Annotated in this window: 11 protein-coding genes; 6 read left to right on the top strand and 5 right to left on the bottom strand. The window is 51.2% G+C overall.

All coding sequences use genetic code 11. From position 1 onward, the window contains the following. Nucleotides 1–16: 16 nt before the first annotated feature. Nucleotides 17–1,246: a Na+/H+ antiporter NhaA gene (gene nhaA / locus AU182_RS04215; protein ID WP_066962131.1), complete on the bottom strand. Its 1,230-nt coding sequence runs from the start codon at nucleotides 1,244–1,246 to the stop codon at nucleotides 17–19. Nucleotides 1,247–1,395: 149 nt separating this feature from the next. Between nhaA and AU182_RS04210 the strand changes: the two genes are divergently transcribed. Next, entirely contained in the window at nucleotides 1,396–2,928 is a 1,533-nt protein-coding gene (locus AU182_RS04210; RefSeq protein WP_066961045.1) for a cryptochrome/photolyase family protein, read from the top strand. Nucleotides 2,929–3,042: 114 nt separating this feature from the next. Further along, complete coding sequence (locus tag AU182_RS16185; protein WP_082859200.1) at nucleotides 3,043–3,777, top strand: glycine zipper 2TM domain-containing protein; 735 nt, start codon at nucleotides 3,043–3,045, stop codon at nucleotides 3,775–3,777. Nucleotides 3,778–3,807: 30 nt separating this feature from the next. Here AU182_RS16185 and AU182_RS04200 read toward each other — a convergent pair whose 3' ends face one another. From AU182_RS04200 to AU182_RS04185, 4 genes are all read right to left on the bottom strand, one after another. Beyond that, nucleotides 3,808–4,449, bottom strand: coding sequence for a 1-acyl-sn-glycerol-3-phosphate acyltransferase (locus AU182_RS04200; protein WP_066961042.1), 642 nt, complete (start codon nucleotides 4,447–4,449; stop codon nucleotides 3,808–3,810). 96 nt (nucleotides 4,450–4,545) lie between these two features. Further along, the gene (locus AU182_RS04195; protein WP_066961039.1) at nucleotides 4,546–5,811 is read right to left on the bottom strand and encodes an MFS transporter; all 1,266 of its coding nucleotides are present in this window, start codon (nucleotides 5,809–5,811) and stop codon (nucleotides 4,546–4,548) included. A 217-nt stretch (nucleotides 5,812–6,028) separates the two neighbouring features. Next, nucleotides 6,029–7,078, bottom strand: coding sequence for an META domain-containing protein (locus AU182_RS04190; RefSeq protein ID WP_066961036.1), 1,050 nt, complete (start codon nucleotides 7,076–7,078; stop codon nucleotides 6,029–6,031). Nucleotides 7,079–7,187: 109 nt separating this feature from the next. Continuing rightward, nucleotides 7,188–10,094 carry a pitrilysin family protein gene (locus AU182_RS04185; RefSeq protein WP_066961032.1) on the bottom strand — a complete coding sequence of 969 codons (2,907 nt, stop codon included), beginning with the start codon at nucleotides 10,092–10,094 and terminating at the stop codon, nucleotides 7,188–7,190. Nucleotides 10,095–10,502: 408 nt separating this feature from the next. On the opposite strand from AU182_RS04185, the gene AU182_RS04180 reads away from it, so the two are divergent. The 4 genes from AU182_RS04180 to AU182_RS04165 are packed head-to-tail and all read left to right on the top strand — an operon-like array spanning nucleotide 10,503 to nucleotide 16,656. After that, nucleotides 10,503–11,588: a ComEC/Rec2 family competence protein gene (locus tag AU182_RS04180; protein ID WP_066961029.1), complete on the top strand. Its 1,086-nt coding sequence runs from the start codon at nucleotides 10,503–10,505 to the stop codon at nucleotides 11,586–11,588. Further along, nucleotides 11,585–12,925, top strand: coding sequence for an ABC-three component system protein (locus AU182_RS04175; RefSeq protein ID WP_066961026.1), 1,341 nt, complete (start codon nucleotides 11,585–11,587; stop codon nucleotides 12,923–12,925). The genes AU182_RS04180 and AU182_RS04175 overlap by 4 nt, the downstream gene beginning before the upstream one ends. Continuing rightward, the gene (locus tag AU182_RS04170; protein ID WP_066961023.1) at nucleotides 12,918–13,490 is read left to right on the top strand and encodes an ABC-three component system middle component 1; all 573 of its coding nucleotides are present in this window, start codon (nucleotides 12,918–12,920) and stop codon (nucleotides 13,488–13,490) included. Before AU182_RS04175 ends, AU182_RS04170 begins: the two co-directional genes overlap by 8 nt. Continuing rightward, nucleotides 13,480–16,656 (top strand): AAA family ATPase, encoded by a 3,177-nt coding sequence (locus AU182_RS04165; protein ID WP_066961020.1) that lies wholly within the window; start codon nucleotides 13,480–13,482, stop codon nucleotides 16,654–16,656. Before AU182_RS04170 ends, AU182_RS04165 begins: the two co-directional genes overlap by 11 nt. The last annotated feature ends 154 nt before the right edge of the window (nucleotides 16,657–16,810 follow it).

Below are 16,810 nucleotides of genomic sequence, written 5' to 3'. Positions count from 1 at the left end.
CGGTGAAGGGCCGCCGTCAGCTCGTGGCTGCGCTTTCCAGTCCGCGGGCAGCCTCGCCGGACGCCGCGCGCTTGCGCAGCGCGTAGCGCAGCACCAGATACCCTGCCACACCAGACATCAGCGAGCCCGCCAGAATGCCGACACGCTCATCAAAGAAGCGGTCGATGCCACTCTGCTCGAATGCCAGCGAACCAATAAACAGGCTCATGGTGAAGCCGATACCACACAGCATCGCCACCCCGTAGAGCATCAGCCAGTTCATATCTTTTGGCAGCTGGGTCCAGCCCAGTCGCACCGCCAGCCAACACAGGCTCAGGATACCCAGCTGGTTGCCGAGGAACAGCCCCAGGGCAATGCCCACCGGCACTCCGTGCAACAGGTACTGAGAATCGGTAGCACCGAAGGTCACCCCGGCATTGGCAAAGGCGAACACCGGCAGAATCATAAAGGTGACGATCGGGTGAATCCCATGCTCCAGCTCCCGCAGCGGTGAGCGCCCGGGATGCTTGCGCGACTTCATCGGGATAAACATCGCCAGCAACACCCCGGCGAGGGTCGCATGCACCCCGCTCTTCAGCATCGACGCCCACATCACCAGGCCGACCAGCAGATAGGCGCGGCGATTCTCGACACCGACGAACTTCATCAGCGACAGCACCACAAGGCAGCTACCGGCAACGGACAGCGCCAGCATGGAAATATTATCGGTGTAGAACAGCGCGATGATGATGATGGCGCCGACATCGTCGAAGATTGCCAGCGAGGCGAGGAACACCTTCGCCGCGCGGGGCACACTCGGCCCGAGCAGGGACAGCACCCCGAGGGCAAAGGCGATATCGGTCGCCGCGGGAATGGCCCAACCCTGCACCGCCCGCGGGTCGTCCCAGTTAAATGCCACATAGATCAATGCCGGGAACAGCATACCGCCAATGGCACCGATCCCCGGCAGGACGACCTGTGAGGGCCGCGACAGCTCTCCCTCGGTCATCTCACGCTTGAGTTCCAGTCCGATCAGAAAGAAGAATACCGCCATCAAGCCGTCGTTGATCCACAACAGCAAGGGTTTGTCGATACTGAACTCGGCAATGGAGACTTGCACCGGTGTCTGCAGCAGCAGGGCATACAGCGGTTCCAGCGGCGAGTTCGCCAGCAGGATGGCGAAAAGCGCGGCGGCGATCAGCAAGATTCCGCCGGCGGCCTCCATCTGGAAAAAGCGTTGGATCGCGCCGGTGTTGAGTGTCTTCATCTCGAAAACGGTCCCCCGATTGATTGTTCGAATAAAATGCATCCCTTCCAGTGGATTAGCTACGCTGACTGGCACAATATGGATTTGTCTGCTACAAACCAATTTCAACCCATGAGCGTCAAAATCTCCCTCGACCTGAGGAGCCCGCCTTGAAAACCCTCAGGCTGATCCTCGGTGATCAGCTCAACCATAAGCATTCGTGGTATCGCAACGACGACGCAGACACCCTCTATTTCCTTGCCGAAATGCGCCAGGAAACCGATTACGTCAAACATCACATTCAGAAAGTAGTGGCCTTTTTTGAGGCCATGCAGGGGTTTGCCAGCTGGCTGGAGTCCCGCGGCAAGCAGGTCGTTTACTATCCCTTGGATCACCCGGACAACACCCAGAAACTGGGCAGCAATATTGCCGGGCTGATTGAGCAACACGGAATCGAAAAATTTGAATACCAGCTACCGGATGAATACCGACTCGACCAACAACTCAAGCAGCTTGCCGACGACCTGAGTATCGAAACCGAAGCGTTTGACAGCGAGCACTTCCTCACCGGGCGCGACGAACTCGCGGCGTTTTTTGCCGATAAGCAATCCTTACTGATGGAGAGCTTTTACCGGCATATGCGCCGCAAGCACGACATCCTGATGGATGGTGACAAGCCCGAGGGCGGCAAGTGGAATTTCGATGAGAGCAATCGCAAAAAGTGGAAGGGCGAGCCAGAAATTCCACACGAAAAGGGGTTCCGCAAAGATGTGCGGGCAACCCTAAAGCGGATTGAAGACGCCGGTGTGAAAACCATTGGCGAAATCGAACCCGAGCGGTTCAGCTGGCCCACCACCCGCGAGGACTGCCTCAAGGTACTGCGCTATTTCTGCGACACCCTGCTGGTTCACTTCGGCGACTTTCAGGATGCGATGGACCCGGAACAGGTCTACCTGTTCCACAGCCGTCTCAGCTTCGCCATGAACAGCAAGTTATTGCACCCACGGGAAGTCATCAATGCGGTGATCGAACACTGGCAGCAAAATCGCAAGCGCATTTCCATTAACGAAGTGGAAGGGTTCGTGCGGCAGATTCTCGGCTGGCGGGAGTACATGCGCGGGATCTACTGGCGGGAGATGCCCGGCTACCAGCGCTGCAACCGCCTGCGTAACAACAACGACCTGCCAGACTTCTACTGGACCGCGGACACCAAAATGCGCTGCCTGCACCACGCCATCAACAACAGCCTGCAGCACGCCTACGCCCACCATATCCAGCGCCTGATGATCACCGGCAACTTTGCCCTGCTCACCCAGGTACATCCGGACCAGGTGGACGCCTGGTATCTGGGTATTTATATCGACGCCATCGAATGGGTGGAAATCACCAATACCCGCGGTATGAGCCAGTTCGCCGACGGTGGCCTGGTAGCCACCAAGCCGTACATCTCCAGCGGCAGCTACATCAACAAAATGAGTAATTACTGCCAGGATTGCCACTACAAGGTGAAGGAGAAAACCGGCGAAGACGCCTGCCCGTTCAACAGCCTCTACTGGCACTTTCTTGCCGACAAGCGCGAGCACTTCAAAGAAAACCACCGCATGGCCATGATGCTAAGCCTGCTGGACAAGATGGATAAAGACGAGCTCGACGCGCTGCAAAAGCGCGCCCGACTGATCATCCGCGACCCAGACCGCTTCTAGTCGTGTTCTTTTCCCGGCCCCGTGCGCCCAGAAACGCCAACGCATTCACTGTCTGTTCAGATCGCCGTTGTTACTATCCGCGCCATAGATTCAGATAAGAACAGCGGACTCACTATGAAACTCATGACCACCGCCCTCGCCGCGCTGATTTGCGGCACTCTCTCCATCAGCGCCTTCGCCGAGCCGCCCGAGGGCCGCGGCTGGAAGAAGCACAAGCAGAAGCACTACAAGGAAGAATACTGGGACGGCAACTGCAAGGTGGAGCGCAAGTGGAAGCGCAATGGGGACTACAAGGAAGAGCGCACCTGCCGGGCGCCCCGCGACTACGGTCACCATCATCACGGCCGCCAGCCAGTACGTGTGGTGGTGCTGCCACCCTGGTTTGACCAGCGCGCCCCGGAACCGGAATACCGCCCCGAGTGGCGGCCAGCGCCGCCTCCCCAGCACACCACCGTATCCCGCTGTAACAGCGACAAGGTGGGCAGCGTACTGGGCGGTCTGATTGGCGGTGTGATCGGGCACCAGATTGGCGACGGCCGCGGCAACACCGCAGCCACAATTGGCGGCGCCATCGCAGGGGTACTGATTGGCGGCAACGTCGGTCGCAAAATGGACCAGCGCAACCAGGCGTGTGTCGGGCAGGTGCTGGAATTCGCCCCCGAAGGCGAGCGCGTCAGCTGGCAGAACCCGAATGGCTATGAGCAGTACGCCGTGACGCCCGGCGCCTTCGAGCAACGCGGTGACCAGTACTGCCGCTCGTTTGTCACCGAGGTGATCGGGCAGAACACCCAGAGCGCGCAGAGCGTGGCCTGCCGCCGGTCCGATGGCAGCTGGGTTCCGGCCGGCTGAGACACCGGCAACCAGCGCACGCCCGCACCGCTACTCTGCGGCGGGCGTGCAGCCCTTGGCGAGCAGCGCCTCCCCCTCCGCAGCCGGTGCCAGCTGCTTCGCAATCCCGCCCATGATCAAATCGGTCAGTGTTTCCAGATCCGGCTTTTCAGAAGATTCCGGAAAAGGAATGGGCGCACCCACGCGGACTTCACAAGGGTGGATCTTCGGTAGCCAGCGGCCCTTCGGCAGCACCTCGTAAAGCCCGTGCAAGCCGACAGGAATTACCGGCACCTTCGCATTACGCCAGAAAAAAGCCGCACCGCTGAGCCCGGCCATGAGTGTTCCATCCGGTGAACGCGTGCCTTCGGGGAAAAGCGCGAGGATATGCCCCTGCTTCAATACCTGCATCGACCGCTTGATGGACTGCTTGCCGGGCCTGTCGCGATTGACCGGGATGGACTCACCATGGCGTACCATCCAGCCGAGTAGCGGGCTTTCAAACAATTCCTCCTTGGCAAGAAAAAAGGTTTTCAGGCCAAGTTCTTTGCGGAACAGTGTGTGCAACAGTAGCCAGTCAAAATGACTCAGATGGTTGGACACCAGGATAAAAGGCCCTTTACCAATCTTCTCAATATTGGTCAGCTTCAACCTGCATAATTTGGTGAGATAGAACCACACCAGATTTTCCATCACCCTGCCACAAAATGCGCTCAACGCCCTGCTCCCGAAAACCGATTATTGAATGGACTTTATCCGTAGCCCCATGCGAAACACATGCCACTTGCCTCAGCCAGTGGCGCCCACGGTGACCGCAGAAGCGGCCTCACTTTCATTGGCTACCGCATCAAGTTTGAAAAACAGCCCGTAGAGCAGAATGGCTGCGCCCAGCATCACCGCGCCTACGGGGAAAATAACCCGGTAGCTGTCAAAATAGTCGATGGTAAAGCCGATACTGGCACTCGCCGCAATCTGGCCGACGGCGATACTCAGGTAATAGATGCCCGAGAAAGTCCCGCCGAGCCCCGGCGGATGCAATCGCGCCAGTAAAGAAAACGGAATCACCATCACGATCGAAAGGCCCACCCCGAAAAACAGCGACAGTAGATAGGCGCCCTCAATGGACGTCACAAACCAGCCAAGCAGCATTCCGCCCAAGGGCGCGCTCAAGCCCAACGCCAGCACCACCCCCGGACCGAAACGGGATATCAGGCGCACCACCGCGGGCGTGACCAGCACCGCCGTGATCGAGGCGATGGCCAGGGTATAGAACGCGGGTTGGGCAGCGGGCGCGCTTTCCATTCCGGTGAAGCGCTCCACACCCAAAACCTCGTGAATGGTGAACAGGAAAAAGAACGACGAGATCAGCTGCAGGCTGAAATGGCAGCACATCATCGCCGGGAAAAAGGCGCGCGCCGGTGGTCGCAGCAGATAGTGGAAGTAACCCGGCCCCGGGGAAGTCTGGGTGCGCAATCGCGGCCGGGTACGGCGCACAAAACCGAAATACGCGGCCAAACTACCGACGGCCGCCAATAGCGCGGCGAGTAAAAAGGGAACCTGCAAACCAACAGCCACCAGTAAAGGCACCAGCAGGTAAAACAGCATAATGGTCACACTGCGCACCAGTGCCATGCTACCCGTCACCTTGTGACGCTGGGTATCCGGTACCCGCTCGCTCAGCAGCGCCGTGTTACTGGACTGGAAAATATTCACCCCGACCCACGCACCGGCGATCGCCACGCCAGCAATCCACAGACTGGGAGAAAACGGCATGGCAGCCAGTGCAATCACCGCGACAAGTGCACCGGTGAGCAGGAATGGCGTACGGGTGTTGAAGCGGCGCTGGACTCGATCGCTATAGAAACCCGACAGTAACTGCAGCGGAATCATGGCGGGCCCAAGGGCCAGCAATAATCCAACTTGCGTAGGCGTCGCGTGCAGGCTTTCCAGCAGAATAGGAAAGTACGTATTGCTGATCACCCAGGTGCATTGATAAACCAGCGCCGACAGCGCAAAAAAGGCCACCGCACCTTTTGACAGCGGTAAAACATGCATATTCGCTCTTCCTTGAGGAGCCGGCATCTCTGCTGCAGTAGAATTGGCGTCGAAAAGATAGGGGTGCGCATTTTATCTGAGCGCGCAAAAGCGCAACAGTGTGAGTGCGTGCTTATGGGCGTTTATCGGTGCCTGTGCCGCAATATGCCGAAAAGTAGCTAACCGAAATAATGCGCTAACGCCCGATCGATAAGGCAAGAGATGGGTAATTCCCCCCTCAGCCGCCGTAAATCACCGCATCCGGTATGGTGTAGCGCTCGCTGCCGACCCGGATCAGGTAGTTGTCGTCTTTGCGCGTGACGCTGAATTCCGGGTAGCCATCCCCCTGTGAGGTATCAGCGCCCGTGGCCACACCCATGCGGAAAAACAGTGCCCGCTTGCGGCCATCCGGGCGGGTGATGACTACCGTGGCAAAGCCGCCACCGGCGCGGGCCACACCAAACTCGCACCAGGTATCGCCACAGGGCACCTTGCCGGTGGCATCGAAGTCGGCTTTACCCGCGCGCAGGGCGGAGTCGTCGTCACCCGCGGGCATGGTGCCATCGGGAGCAATGGCGGGCCGCAGGTAGTCCGCGGCCACATAACCCACCGCCCTCCCACCAAACTGCTGCACATTGCACCACAGGCGGCCGCCCACGTTTTCACAACCGAGGTTGTCCAGACGATCGCCGTTGGCAAAGCGGCTGACAATACGCGCGCTGGCGGAAGCGGCGGCCCTGAGATTCAGCCCCGAGGGCGCGTCGGTCACTTCCCACACTCGCGGGCCGCCGTTGGCGATGCTTGTCTTGGGTGGAACCGGGTCGAACACGTAGATGCCGGCGTCGGCCTGCAAACTGAGGGCTAACCGGCCCTCACGCAGGCTATAGCCGCGCAGCATGGGCGCATCCCGGGCAAACTTTTCGCCCAGGTTATTGCCCGGGCACAGCGCCGTGGTGGCGGCCACCGGGCCCAGCTCGATGTGACCATTGGACGGATCGGCCGATGGTTTCAACTGCCAGCGGCCACTGCCCCGATTGCAGTCGAGCTGCATGCTGACGCTGCCATCGGCTCCGAAGCGCAGCTGCACGCTGCGCGGTGAGTCTGGCCGCAGGGAGCCGACCTCGTCGCTCATGGAGCGGAACTCCGCCAGACGCCATGCGGTGTCTTCCAGCACACCGGCATGGGCAGAGAGCGTACCCGCCGCCCATAAACCACATAGCGCCGCGACAGACCGGGTCACACCGCGCAGCGGCCACTTTTGAGGATTCAGGCGGAGAGTTTTGAACATGGTTGCACTCGCATCACATTGGCCACTTGACGGGATTCGCACCCGGCGCGGCTGCGCAATCCATTTCCCAGTTTAGAGTGCGCAGCCCGTAATGGTTTCCCCGGGCGCGTTAGAAATTACTCGCCAGGGATGCCTCATCCAGCAGCGTCACCTCGCCCAGCCCCAGCTTTTGCAGTGGCTCGAGCTGGGTGGCGCGGTCACCCACCACCACCCAGATCATCGAGCCGGGCAGCATGTATTGCTCGGCGATTTTCTGCACCTTGGCCACGGTCATGGCATTGGCGGTGGCCTCGCGCTCGCGCACATAGTCGGCGGGCCAGCCGTAGGTGCTCATGTTCTCCAGCAGGCCCAGCTTGGCACCGGCGGTCTCAAACGCGCGCGCGTTGCTGCGCACCAGATAGGAACGGGAGGTGTCCAGGTCCCGCTCGGTATAGGTGGGCGCGTAGTTGCTGAGAATGTCGTGGATCAGCTGCACCGATTCCGCAGTGACATTGGCGCGCACGCTGGTACCGATCATGAAATCGCCCCAGGTCTTTTCCCCATCCACCACGGAGCGAATACCGTAGGTGTACCCCTTGCCCTCGCGCAGCTGCTGGGTCAGGCGCGAGGCAAAGCGGCCACCGCCGAGAATGTAGTTGGTGAACACCGCTGGGTAATAGTCCTCGGATACAGCGGACATCACGGGGCGGCCAATGCGCAGCACCGACTGCTTTGCACCGGGCACGTCGATAAAGTAGATGCCCGGTTTCGCCGGTGCAGGTTTGGGGTCCGACACGGTGACCGCCTTTGCCGGCCAGCGCTTGGCCAGGCCGTTCGCCGCCTGCAGGAAATCCGCCTGCGGAATGTCTCCCACCACAAGCAGGCGCGCCACCGACGGCGACAGGGTGTTTTTATAGAATGCCTTCAGGTCATCCATGGTGATGTCGGCAACGGACGCCTCGGTACCGAGGCCGCTGTAGCCACGGATACTGTCTTTACCGTGCAGCAAACACGCGAAGTTTTTGCTGGCAATGGCATTGGGCTCGGCGGCAGCGCGCTGGATCTGGCTGGCCACACTTTTCTTCGCCAGCACCAGCTCGTCTTTATCCCAGCGGGGCTCCAGCAGCATTTCCTCCAGCAAGGCAAAGACGTCGTTGAAGTTGCGCGCCAGGGTGGTCACATCGAAGCGGAATGCATTCTGGCCGGCGGACACATTGATACTGGCACCGAGCATCTGAATCGCGGTTTCCAGTTCTTCCGGGGTGCGCTTGGCGGTGCCGCGCTCCATCAGCATGGCGGTGAGGTTGGCCACGCCGGTTTTGTCGATACTCTCCTGCAGCTGGCCGCCGTCGATCACCAGGCTGAACAGCACCGTGGGCACTTCACTGTTTTCGATACCGAACACATCAACGCCATTGGCCAGTTCGCTCTGCCACACATCCGGCACAGTGGTCTGCGCGGGCTCGCCGTAGGCCGGCTCTTTTGCGCGGTCGATCTTCGACGGGGTTCTCGCATAGTCCGCCTGTGCGGACGGGTCCACCGCCTCCTCGGCGCCATTCACGATCTTCTCTTCCACCACCTGTGCCTCGGTGGAATCCGCCAGTGCCAGCGCCTGCTCGCCCTTGGGGACAAAGCTCACCGCCACGAAAGGCTTGTCCTGAATGTATTGCTGGTACACGCGCTGCACGTCTTCCGCGGTCACCGCCAGCAGGCGCGCGATGTCTTCGGTCACGTAACCCGGGTCATCGGCATAAATCTGGTATTGCGCCAACTGGAAGCCCTTGCCCAGCACGCTGGAGAGGCTGTTGTAAAACGCCACCTCCTGGCCGGCCTTGATGCGTTCCAGATCCTGCTCGGCAATGCCCTCTTTTTCAAACAGCGCGAAGGCCTTCTGGATGCCCGCATACACCGTATCCAGGTCGCGGCCCGCAAATGCCTGCACCTCCAGTTGCACCTGCCCCGCCAGCTCCGACTGGTAAGCCCCCATGGCCACCAGCGAAGTGAGCTGCTCGTCTTCCACCAGCACCCGGTACAGCGGCGCGCGCTTGCCGCTGGAGAGGTATTCCGACAGCACCGCCAGCGGGTAGCTGTCTTCGCTGTAGCGCGGCACCGTGGGCCAGGCCAGGGTCAGCTGGGGCTGGCGGGCGAAGTTGTCCTCGTAATAGCGGCGCTTGGTTTCCTTCAGGGTGACCGGCTGCTTGGGCGCGCGCTCGATGGCCTCGCCCGCGGGGATCTCACCGAAGTACTTCCGCACCAGCGCCTTGGCCTGCTCGGGATCAAAATCCCCGGCCACCACCAAGGTCACGTTGTTGGGCACATACCAGCGGCGGAAGAAGGTCTTCACATCGTCCAGGGTGGCATTGTCCAGATCCTCCAGCGAACCGATCACCTGCCAGCTGTAGGGGTGGCCCTGCGGGTAGAGGTTGCGATCGATCACATACTGGCTGTGGCCATAGGGGCGGTTATCCACAGCCTGGCGCTTCTCGTTCTTCACCACCTGCTTCTCTTTCGCCAGCACCGGCTCGGTCACCGTATTGATAAACCAGCCCAGCTTGTCCGCCTCCGCCCACAGCATCTTCTCCAGCGCATCCTTGGGCACCGTCTGGTAGTAATTGGTGACATCGCGGGAAGTGGAGCCATTGGCCCCGGAACCGCCAATACGCGCACTCATCGCATCCAGCCCACCCTTGCCCAGGTTCTCCGACTCCAGGAACAGCAGGTGCTCGAACAGATGGGCAAAGCCGGTACGCCCCTCCTTCTCCCGCGCCGAACCCACATGGGCGGTCAGCGACACCGCCACCACCGGATCGGAGTGGTCGATGTGGAACAGCACATTGAGGCCGTTATCCAGCTGGAACTGCTGGTAGTCGATGGCGAACTCGGGCTTGGCTTCTTGCTCGGCCGGACCCTTGGACGCCGCCTCTGTCTGCGGCTTCGGCTCGGACTGGGTACTGGAGCGGTCGCAGCCGAACAGGCCGAGGGCCGGGATGGAAAGTGCGGTCAGCAGCGCCAGGGAGGCGGTAAGGTTGCGGGGCATGGGGCGGTCCTTTGCATTGTTATGCAGAGGAAGATAGCAGGAGTGGTGACGAGCGGCGACAATCACGCAGTTAGTGAATACACACAAACTAAATCAGGCGAAGTTACAGACCTCCAACTACCACCGATATCATGCTATAACCCGCAACACAATAAATGGGGCGCCCGTCACACTATGAAGCTCTATCCCTCCCTCAGATAAGTCATTTTTTATGAACTTTAAGGTGGATACGAGCAATTTTGATCGACTTGGTTCTCGTGGCTAGAGGTACTAGCACCAAACCTTTCCGTAACCACGAGAATCTAATCTCAGATCGCCTACGGCGAAAACCGAAAATTAATTCAATCCAGACTAAATATAAATAGCACCTCGATTTAATCTGAACAAACAAAAACATTTCGATTAAAGATGAAGTTAAAAGTACTAAAAGCCAACAATGGAGATGCTTTCCTAATCTCATGGGTATTTGAAGGCAAAAGAAAAAATATTCTAATCGACGGAGGAAAGTCCTCCACATATAAGAGAGCCACGCTTAAAGGAGATCTATTTCGAACTCTTTCCAAGATTGAAGAGCAGGGAGAACGTATAGATCTGTTAGTCTTGACCCATGTAGATGACGATCATATTGGCGGAGTTCTTAGCGCTTTCAAAAATAATGAATTGCTACGAGCGCTATGCGATAAAGTTTGGTTTAACTCTGGCCTGCTGATTAGCGAGCACTTCGCCAATGAAGCAGAGCCCTCTCACGAGTTATTATTTGAATTCAACAGTGCGGACGCGCACACAAGAAGCAGCACGAGCATTAGACAGGGCGTAAGCTTCGAAAGCATTATTACGGAGCTTGGAATCTGGCATCGAAAAATTATAAAAAGTGAAAATTTTTATAAAATATATGGAGCGAAATTTTACATATTATCTCCAACCATAGAAAAACTTGAATCTTTGCTGATAAAGTGGAAAAAGGAAATTCCGAGCTCATTCACAGCTTCTCGAAATACAGATTATGGAAATACATTTACACAATTGTTAGCTAACGATAAATTTCAGGGAGACAACTCAATTCACAATGGAAGCTCGATAGCAATCCTAGTTGAACTGGAAAGTAAGCGGCTATTGATGCTTGGCGATGCTCACGATGAAACAATCGTCAACGCAATAAAAAACCTCAAGGATGAAAAAGAAGCTAATTACTCAGAAAGTAACCCATTGAAAGTGGATTACGTGAAATTATCTCACCACGGAAGTCGCCACAACACCAGCCCGCAATTCTTAAAACTAATCGAATCCGATAACTTCATTCTATCTACGGATGGATCCGCTCACAGTCTGCCACACAAATTAACATTAGCAAGAATCCACAAGCAGTTTCCGAATGCAACGATATGGTTTAACTACGAAAAAATAATTCGGGAAATATTCACAGTTGAAGAGCAAAAAGAGCTTGTTGACTCTGGATTCTCTTTGGAAGTGATTGAAAGCACGATTGAACTATGAATGAATATTTTTCTGAAAAAGCAAAAAAGCATGTGGTTAAGGTTTCACAGGGAAGCGGCGTACTGATTCAGCCGAAAACTCTTGAATTTAGTTACGTTCTGACAGCGAAGCATGTGGTCAACGAAGAAGAATTTCCCGAGCTTCAAGACATAGAAGTCACCGATAGACGAGGACAAAGAATTCGCGTATTACAGCGCATCTTAGATGCTAACAGTGACGATGATATTGCAATATTGAAAGTTGAATTCCAAGCAGGCCTAGAGCTAGGCTATTTTTATGAAGATTTAAATATAGAAATGGGAGTCTATATATACGGCTATCCTTCCAACAGAAGCCTTGGGCTTGGAGAGGTAGATGAGCCATCAACATATAGGCTTTCACTCCTAGATTTTCGAAATAACGACGTTCTTGAATTCAGGAACGATTCGATAGCGCTACACGAGGATGTTTCTGGCTACTCCGGAAGCGGAATTTTTTATTTCAACAACAGTATCCAAAAGGTTCAAATACTTGGCATTCAAAATCGAATGGCAGAAGCTGAGTCTAATGACGGCCATATTCGTGGATATTCAATAAGAAAGTTTATTGCGCTAATAGATAGCCAAGACCTGGAAAAGCTAAAACCTCCGTATTTATCGAGCTTTAGTCATAGTGAATCATCCTTATTTAGCGATCTAGCCCTATCCATGGATACGAGCTTAGATATAGTTAAACGGCACCTGAAGGATTTACTGTCGCAGCATAATATAAACAACTCGCAAATTATCACGCCTGAAGAAATAATAGACAGATTCAAGGAGAGCCTACTTTCTCATCAACAGCTTGAAGAGGATTTATACCAGCCTCAAATGTGGATCTGGTTTCTAGAATTCCTTTCGGTTTACTTATCCCTTAACCAGCCCGACAGGCAACAGGAAAATTGGGAAGCTATTTTTCTGACGAGTATTTTTCAGCGTTTTCGCGTTATCTACACTCATAAGCAAACAAATTTTAGGCGGCTATATCGAGAGTACATTGCCTTCACCGACTTTTCCTCGATGCCAACCAACGCTAAGGTTTTGATATTCGCAAATGGCGATAAACCACCGTCACCCATTCTGGATGAAAGGCTAAAAGAGATACCTAGAGATATTTCCATAGGGTTAGATAGGCACCAAATTGACACTGTTCGCAACAATAAAAAATTACCAAATCCGTTAATTCATTGGCCAAAGTTAAACGAAGATTGTCTAGCTGATAAAGAACATGAAATAGCGGATATTAATCTGGTAGAGCAACCAGATGCATTAGACCAATTGATTGAATGTGGATATGGCGGAGTTCTCAGAGATGAATAAGCATCAAATCAGCTTCAAAAGAAAAAGAATAGATTTTCTTTCAGAGCAAGATTTGGATACCGATTTTTCTGCATATGAGGTTGAGTTTTACCCCGATGCGAAGGCCACCTGCATTTGCTGCCTGAACACTGACGCTCAGTTCATAAAAGAATCTTGGCGTGATGTGATGGACTTTGCTGTTAACGATTACATGGTGAATAACCTTAGTGAATTTGAAGCTTGGAATACATATCTAGTTTTCCTTAGCCATCAAGAACTCGAAAAAGAAGTTCAGTATGAAATTGAGAATGATAAGTTTTCGATGCGAAAGCTATTCATTCAAATCTCTGAACGTTACGCTGAGGATAGTAGAGATGCAGAACTTATATCGCTTTTGAATAAAAAACTACTTCTTCATGACGTAGATTTGGGCAAAGGTGCCGCTCCAGCGAGCGAACCCGAAAAAAATATAAGCTCAATAAGTCTTGATATCTTGAAGAAGGGACTAGCGGGAGAGCGAAATAAAGAAATAAAAAACAGCTGGCTAGAATCCAAAATAGCGGACAGAAAAAACGATGAAAATTAAGCGCATTGAAATTCAGGCATTTAAATCATACCTAGATGCCAAAGATGGTACTTTTGATTTCTCTATTGATGCCAATAAAGTAGCTAGATTCGTTTCGATATATGCACCAAATGGATTTGGGAAAACTTCTTTTTGTGATGCTGTCGACTATGCAATTACAGAAAAAATTCATCGTTACTCACGAATGAAACAAATCGAAAGTTCGAATGTAGATGAAGTTAGACAGCATAATATTGAAGGAGAGCGCCAATATCTCATTAGAAATAAGTTCGCTGACGATAGTCTAGATACAAGAGTCACAGTTGAAGTCGACAATCGTAAAGAACCTTTTGAAAGCATATATAAGGCAGCTCGCTCAGGCCGAGCCGATTACAATGTAAAAAAAGAAGCAAGGAAGGAAACAGCCTTTTTTGAGGGCGCAATGCTATATCAAGAGGCAATTGATAGCTTTTTAAGAGAATCCAATCCTTCAAGTCGCTTTTCGAAGCTAGCCCAGAGTGATGAGGAGCTACTCGAAGTCAGTAATAAGCGTGCTGCCCTCCTCTCATTCAAAAGTGACATTAAAAAAAAGGCAGATGAGCTATGTAAAGCGCAGATAGAGGCACAAGAAAAAATTGACAAACTCCTAAACGAAAAAAAGGGTGTGTCAACTATAAACAATTATATCTCTACTTTAAATTCCTCCCTAAGTACACATGTTTTGTCTGAGATAGACATAGATAAAGGGTTTTCTCACGATGACATAGAACATATGCATCAAAAAATTATTGTCGCCGATAGTTTACTAAATCAAAGGATACACTCATCCTCCAAGCGAAAAGCTTCTTTATCTCTTCATTTGTCAAAGTTAGACAGCCACATAGAATATTTTCATGAACTAAATAAGATTAGGGAAAATATTGAATCACTCAAAGCTGCTTTAAACTCTTATAATGAGTCGGAACGACTCTCAAAAATTAAAAAAAACCACATTGAAGCGTTAGAAATTTTAGAAAGACGCTTAGCCGATATTGACGAATATGCAAGGATGGCAAATGCCTACCACTTGGAAAACAAAAAATATTTGGACCTAAAATCCGATCATGAAAAAACACTAAGACTTATATCTGAAAACTCACACACAATTAAAAAGCTTAAAGTCAAGGATGAAAAAGTTGAACATGAAAAACAGGAAAAAGTAGATAAATTACGTGATACCGAAAATAAAAAAAGTAGAGCAAATGAAATTTTCAATGAAATCACTGCTTTAGAGGAAAAAATAAAACGTTCGAACATGGAAAAGGGTTCCATTGCGCAAAATATTTTTAATCTAAGAAAAAAATCGGAAAAACTAATATCCGAAAAAGAAAAAATAGATAATTTTAAAATAACAGAACAACTACAGCCTGAAGACACACTTTTTTTGGAAAGAGAGACAGTAAATTCACTCCGGAATATACAGGCGAAATACATTGAAGACACATCAAAATCACAAACTGAAGTTGCGCGATTAAGAAAGCTTAATAGTGACTTATCTAGCACTAGAGAGTATTCCGATCAGCTAAAAACTCTGATAAAGAAAGCTCATGATATAGTCATAAAAACACAACTATCCGATTGCCCAGTTTGTCAGTACTCATATGGTAGCCACTCAAAATTAGAGAGCCAACTGGCATCCAATCCACTTTTGAGCTCAAAAGAAAAAGAATTGCTTAAAGAAATCTCCGCCTGTGAAGCAAGGATCAACTTACTTACTAAAAGCTCCGAAAAGAACCAGATTGCCTTCAATGAGAATATTGAAAAAATCATTCAAAACTACCAAAACAAAATAATTTTCATTAGAAGACAACAAGAAACTTATCAAAAGGAAGAATATAAATTAGCAATCGAAAACAAAGAGTCGATTGAGCGATTGGAAACTATTAAGAACGAGGTGTCACACCAAACAAGAACCGATTTTGAAAAAAATCAAAAAGCCTTATCGGAAAAGCTCACCAAAGATATACATGATATTTCAAAATTCAAGTCTGAAATAGAAAACAAGATTACAACAGAGTCAATGTCCGCAAGGCAACTGGAAGATAAAATTCTCAACATCAAACTTGATCTCGAGAAACAAGAAAACACTCTTTCCAAATATTCGGATCTTGAAAGGTTCATAGCCAAAAATAAATGGCGCTGTAGAAGCGGCGAAGATTTCAACAACTTGCTCTTACCCCAAAAGAGAAAACTTTTGGAGGATATTAGAATTGAAAAAGAAAATTCCATCGCAACTAAAATTAAAATAACGTTGGAGTCCGAAAAAATCCCACCTATTCTTTCAGGCCTTTCAAGCTCTGAACTTAAAAATAGGATTGAACATGCCCTACTATCTCAAAATAAATTAAATGAGAATCTTGCTGAATTTAGAACCATATTACTCAGCCTAGGAATCAAAAATGAACACCTTCCAGAGAAGGAATTTATCAGAAATTGCCTGAATGAAGAGATATCAAAACATAACGAGGAATTAAAAAGATTTGATTCGGAAAAATCCAATCTAGAAACTATCGAAAGACTTACAAAAGAAATATCGGGAAACGAAGGAATTAAAAGCTTAGAAAAGAAAAAAACAATATTGGAAAGAAAAATTGAGGCAACCAAGAGCATAATATCTGAAATTGATACAGACATCGAAAATCTAGGGAGACACATAGAAAATAAAGTTGACCTATTCTTTAAAACCGACCTCATAAACAAAATTTACCGAGCTATTGACCCACACCCTGAATTTAAAAATATTCGCTTTGAATGTAAGTCTGACGATAAACCAAAACTACTAATCAAGGCTGAAACTATCGATGGTAACGCTAGCGCGTCACCAGTTTTGAGCTTTAGTTCAGCACAAGTAAATGTTTTGGCGCTTAGCATCTTCTTAGCAAGGGCGTTAAACCTTAAAGATGATGATGGAAACCCAGTAGACTGTATTTTCATCGATGACCCAGTTCAATCTATTGATTCTATTAACACCCTTAGCCTCATTGACTTATTTAGGGCTCTCACAGTCAGATTTGATAAGCAAATTATCGTAACTACACACGATGAAAATTTTCATGAATTGTTAAAAAAGAAAATGCCTAAGAAACAATTCCCTTCGAAATATTTAAGACTAGAGTCATTTGGTAAAGTTGCAGTGGATGCGACGTAATTTCTTTGGCATGTGTCGACATGCCTTCTCACGATCGCACAGTCCGGAAGGATTCGCTATCTATCGAATCCATACTGCTGGTGACGATTGCTTGGTTTCAAGGACAAGTATTGACTTAACACTATAAATCCCATGAATTTCGTTGCACTTATAA

The organism is Microbulbifer sp. Q7, from assembly GCF_001639145.1.
Lineage (GTDB): Bacteria > Pseudomonadota > Gammaproteobacteria > Pseudomonadales > Cellvibrionaceae > Microbulbifer.
The sequence above is the reverse complement of the archived record's forward strand: the minus strand, read 5'-3'. Positions and strand labels throughout refer to the sequence as shown.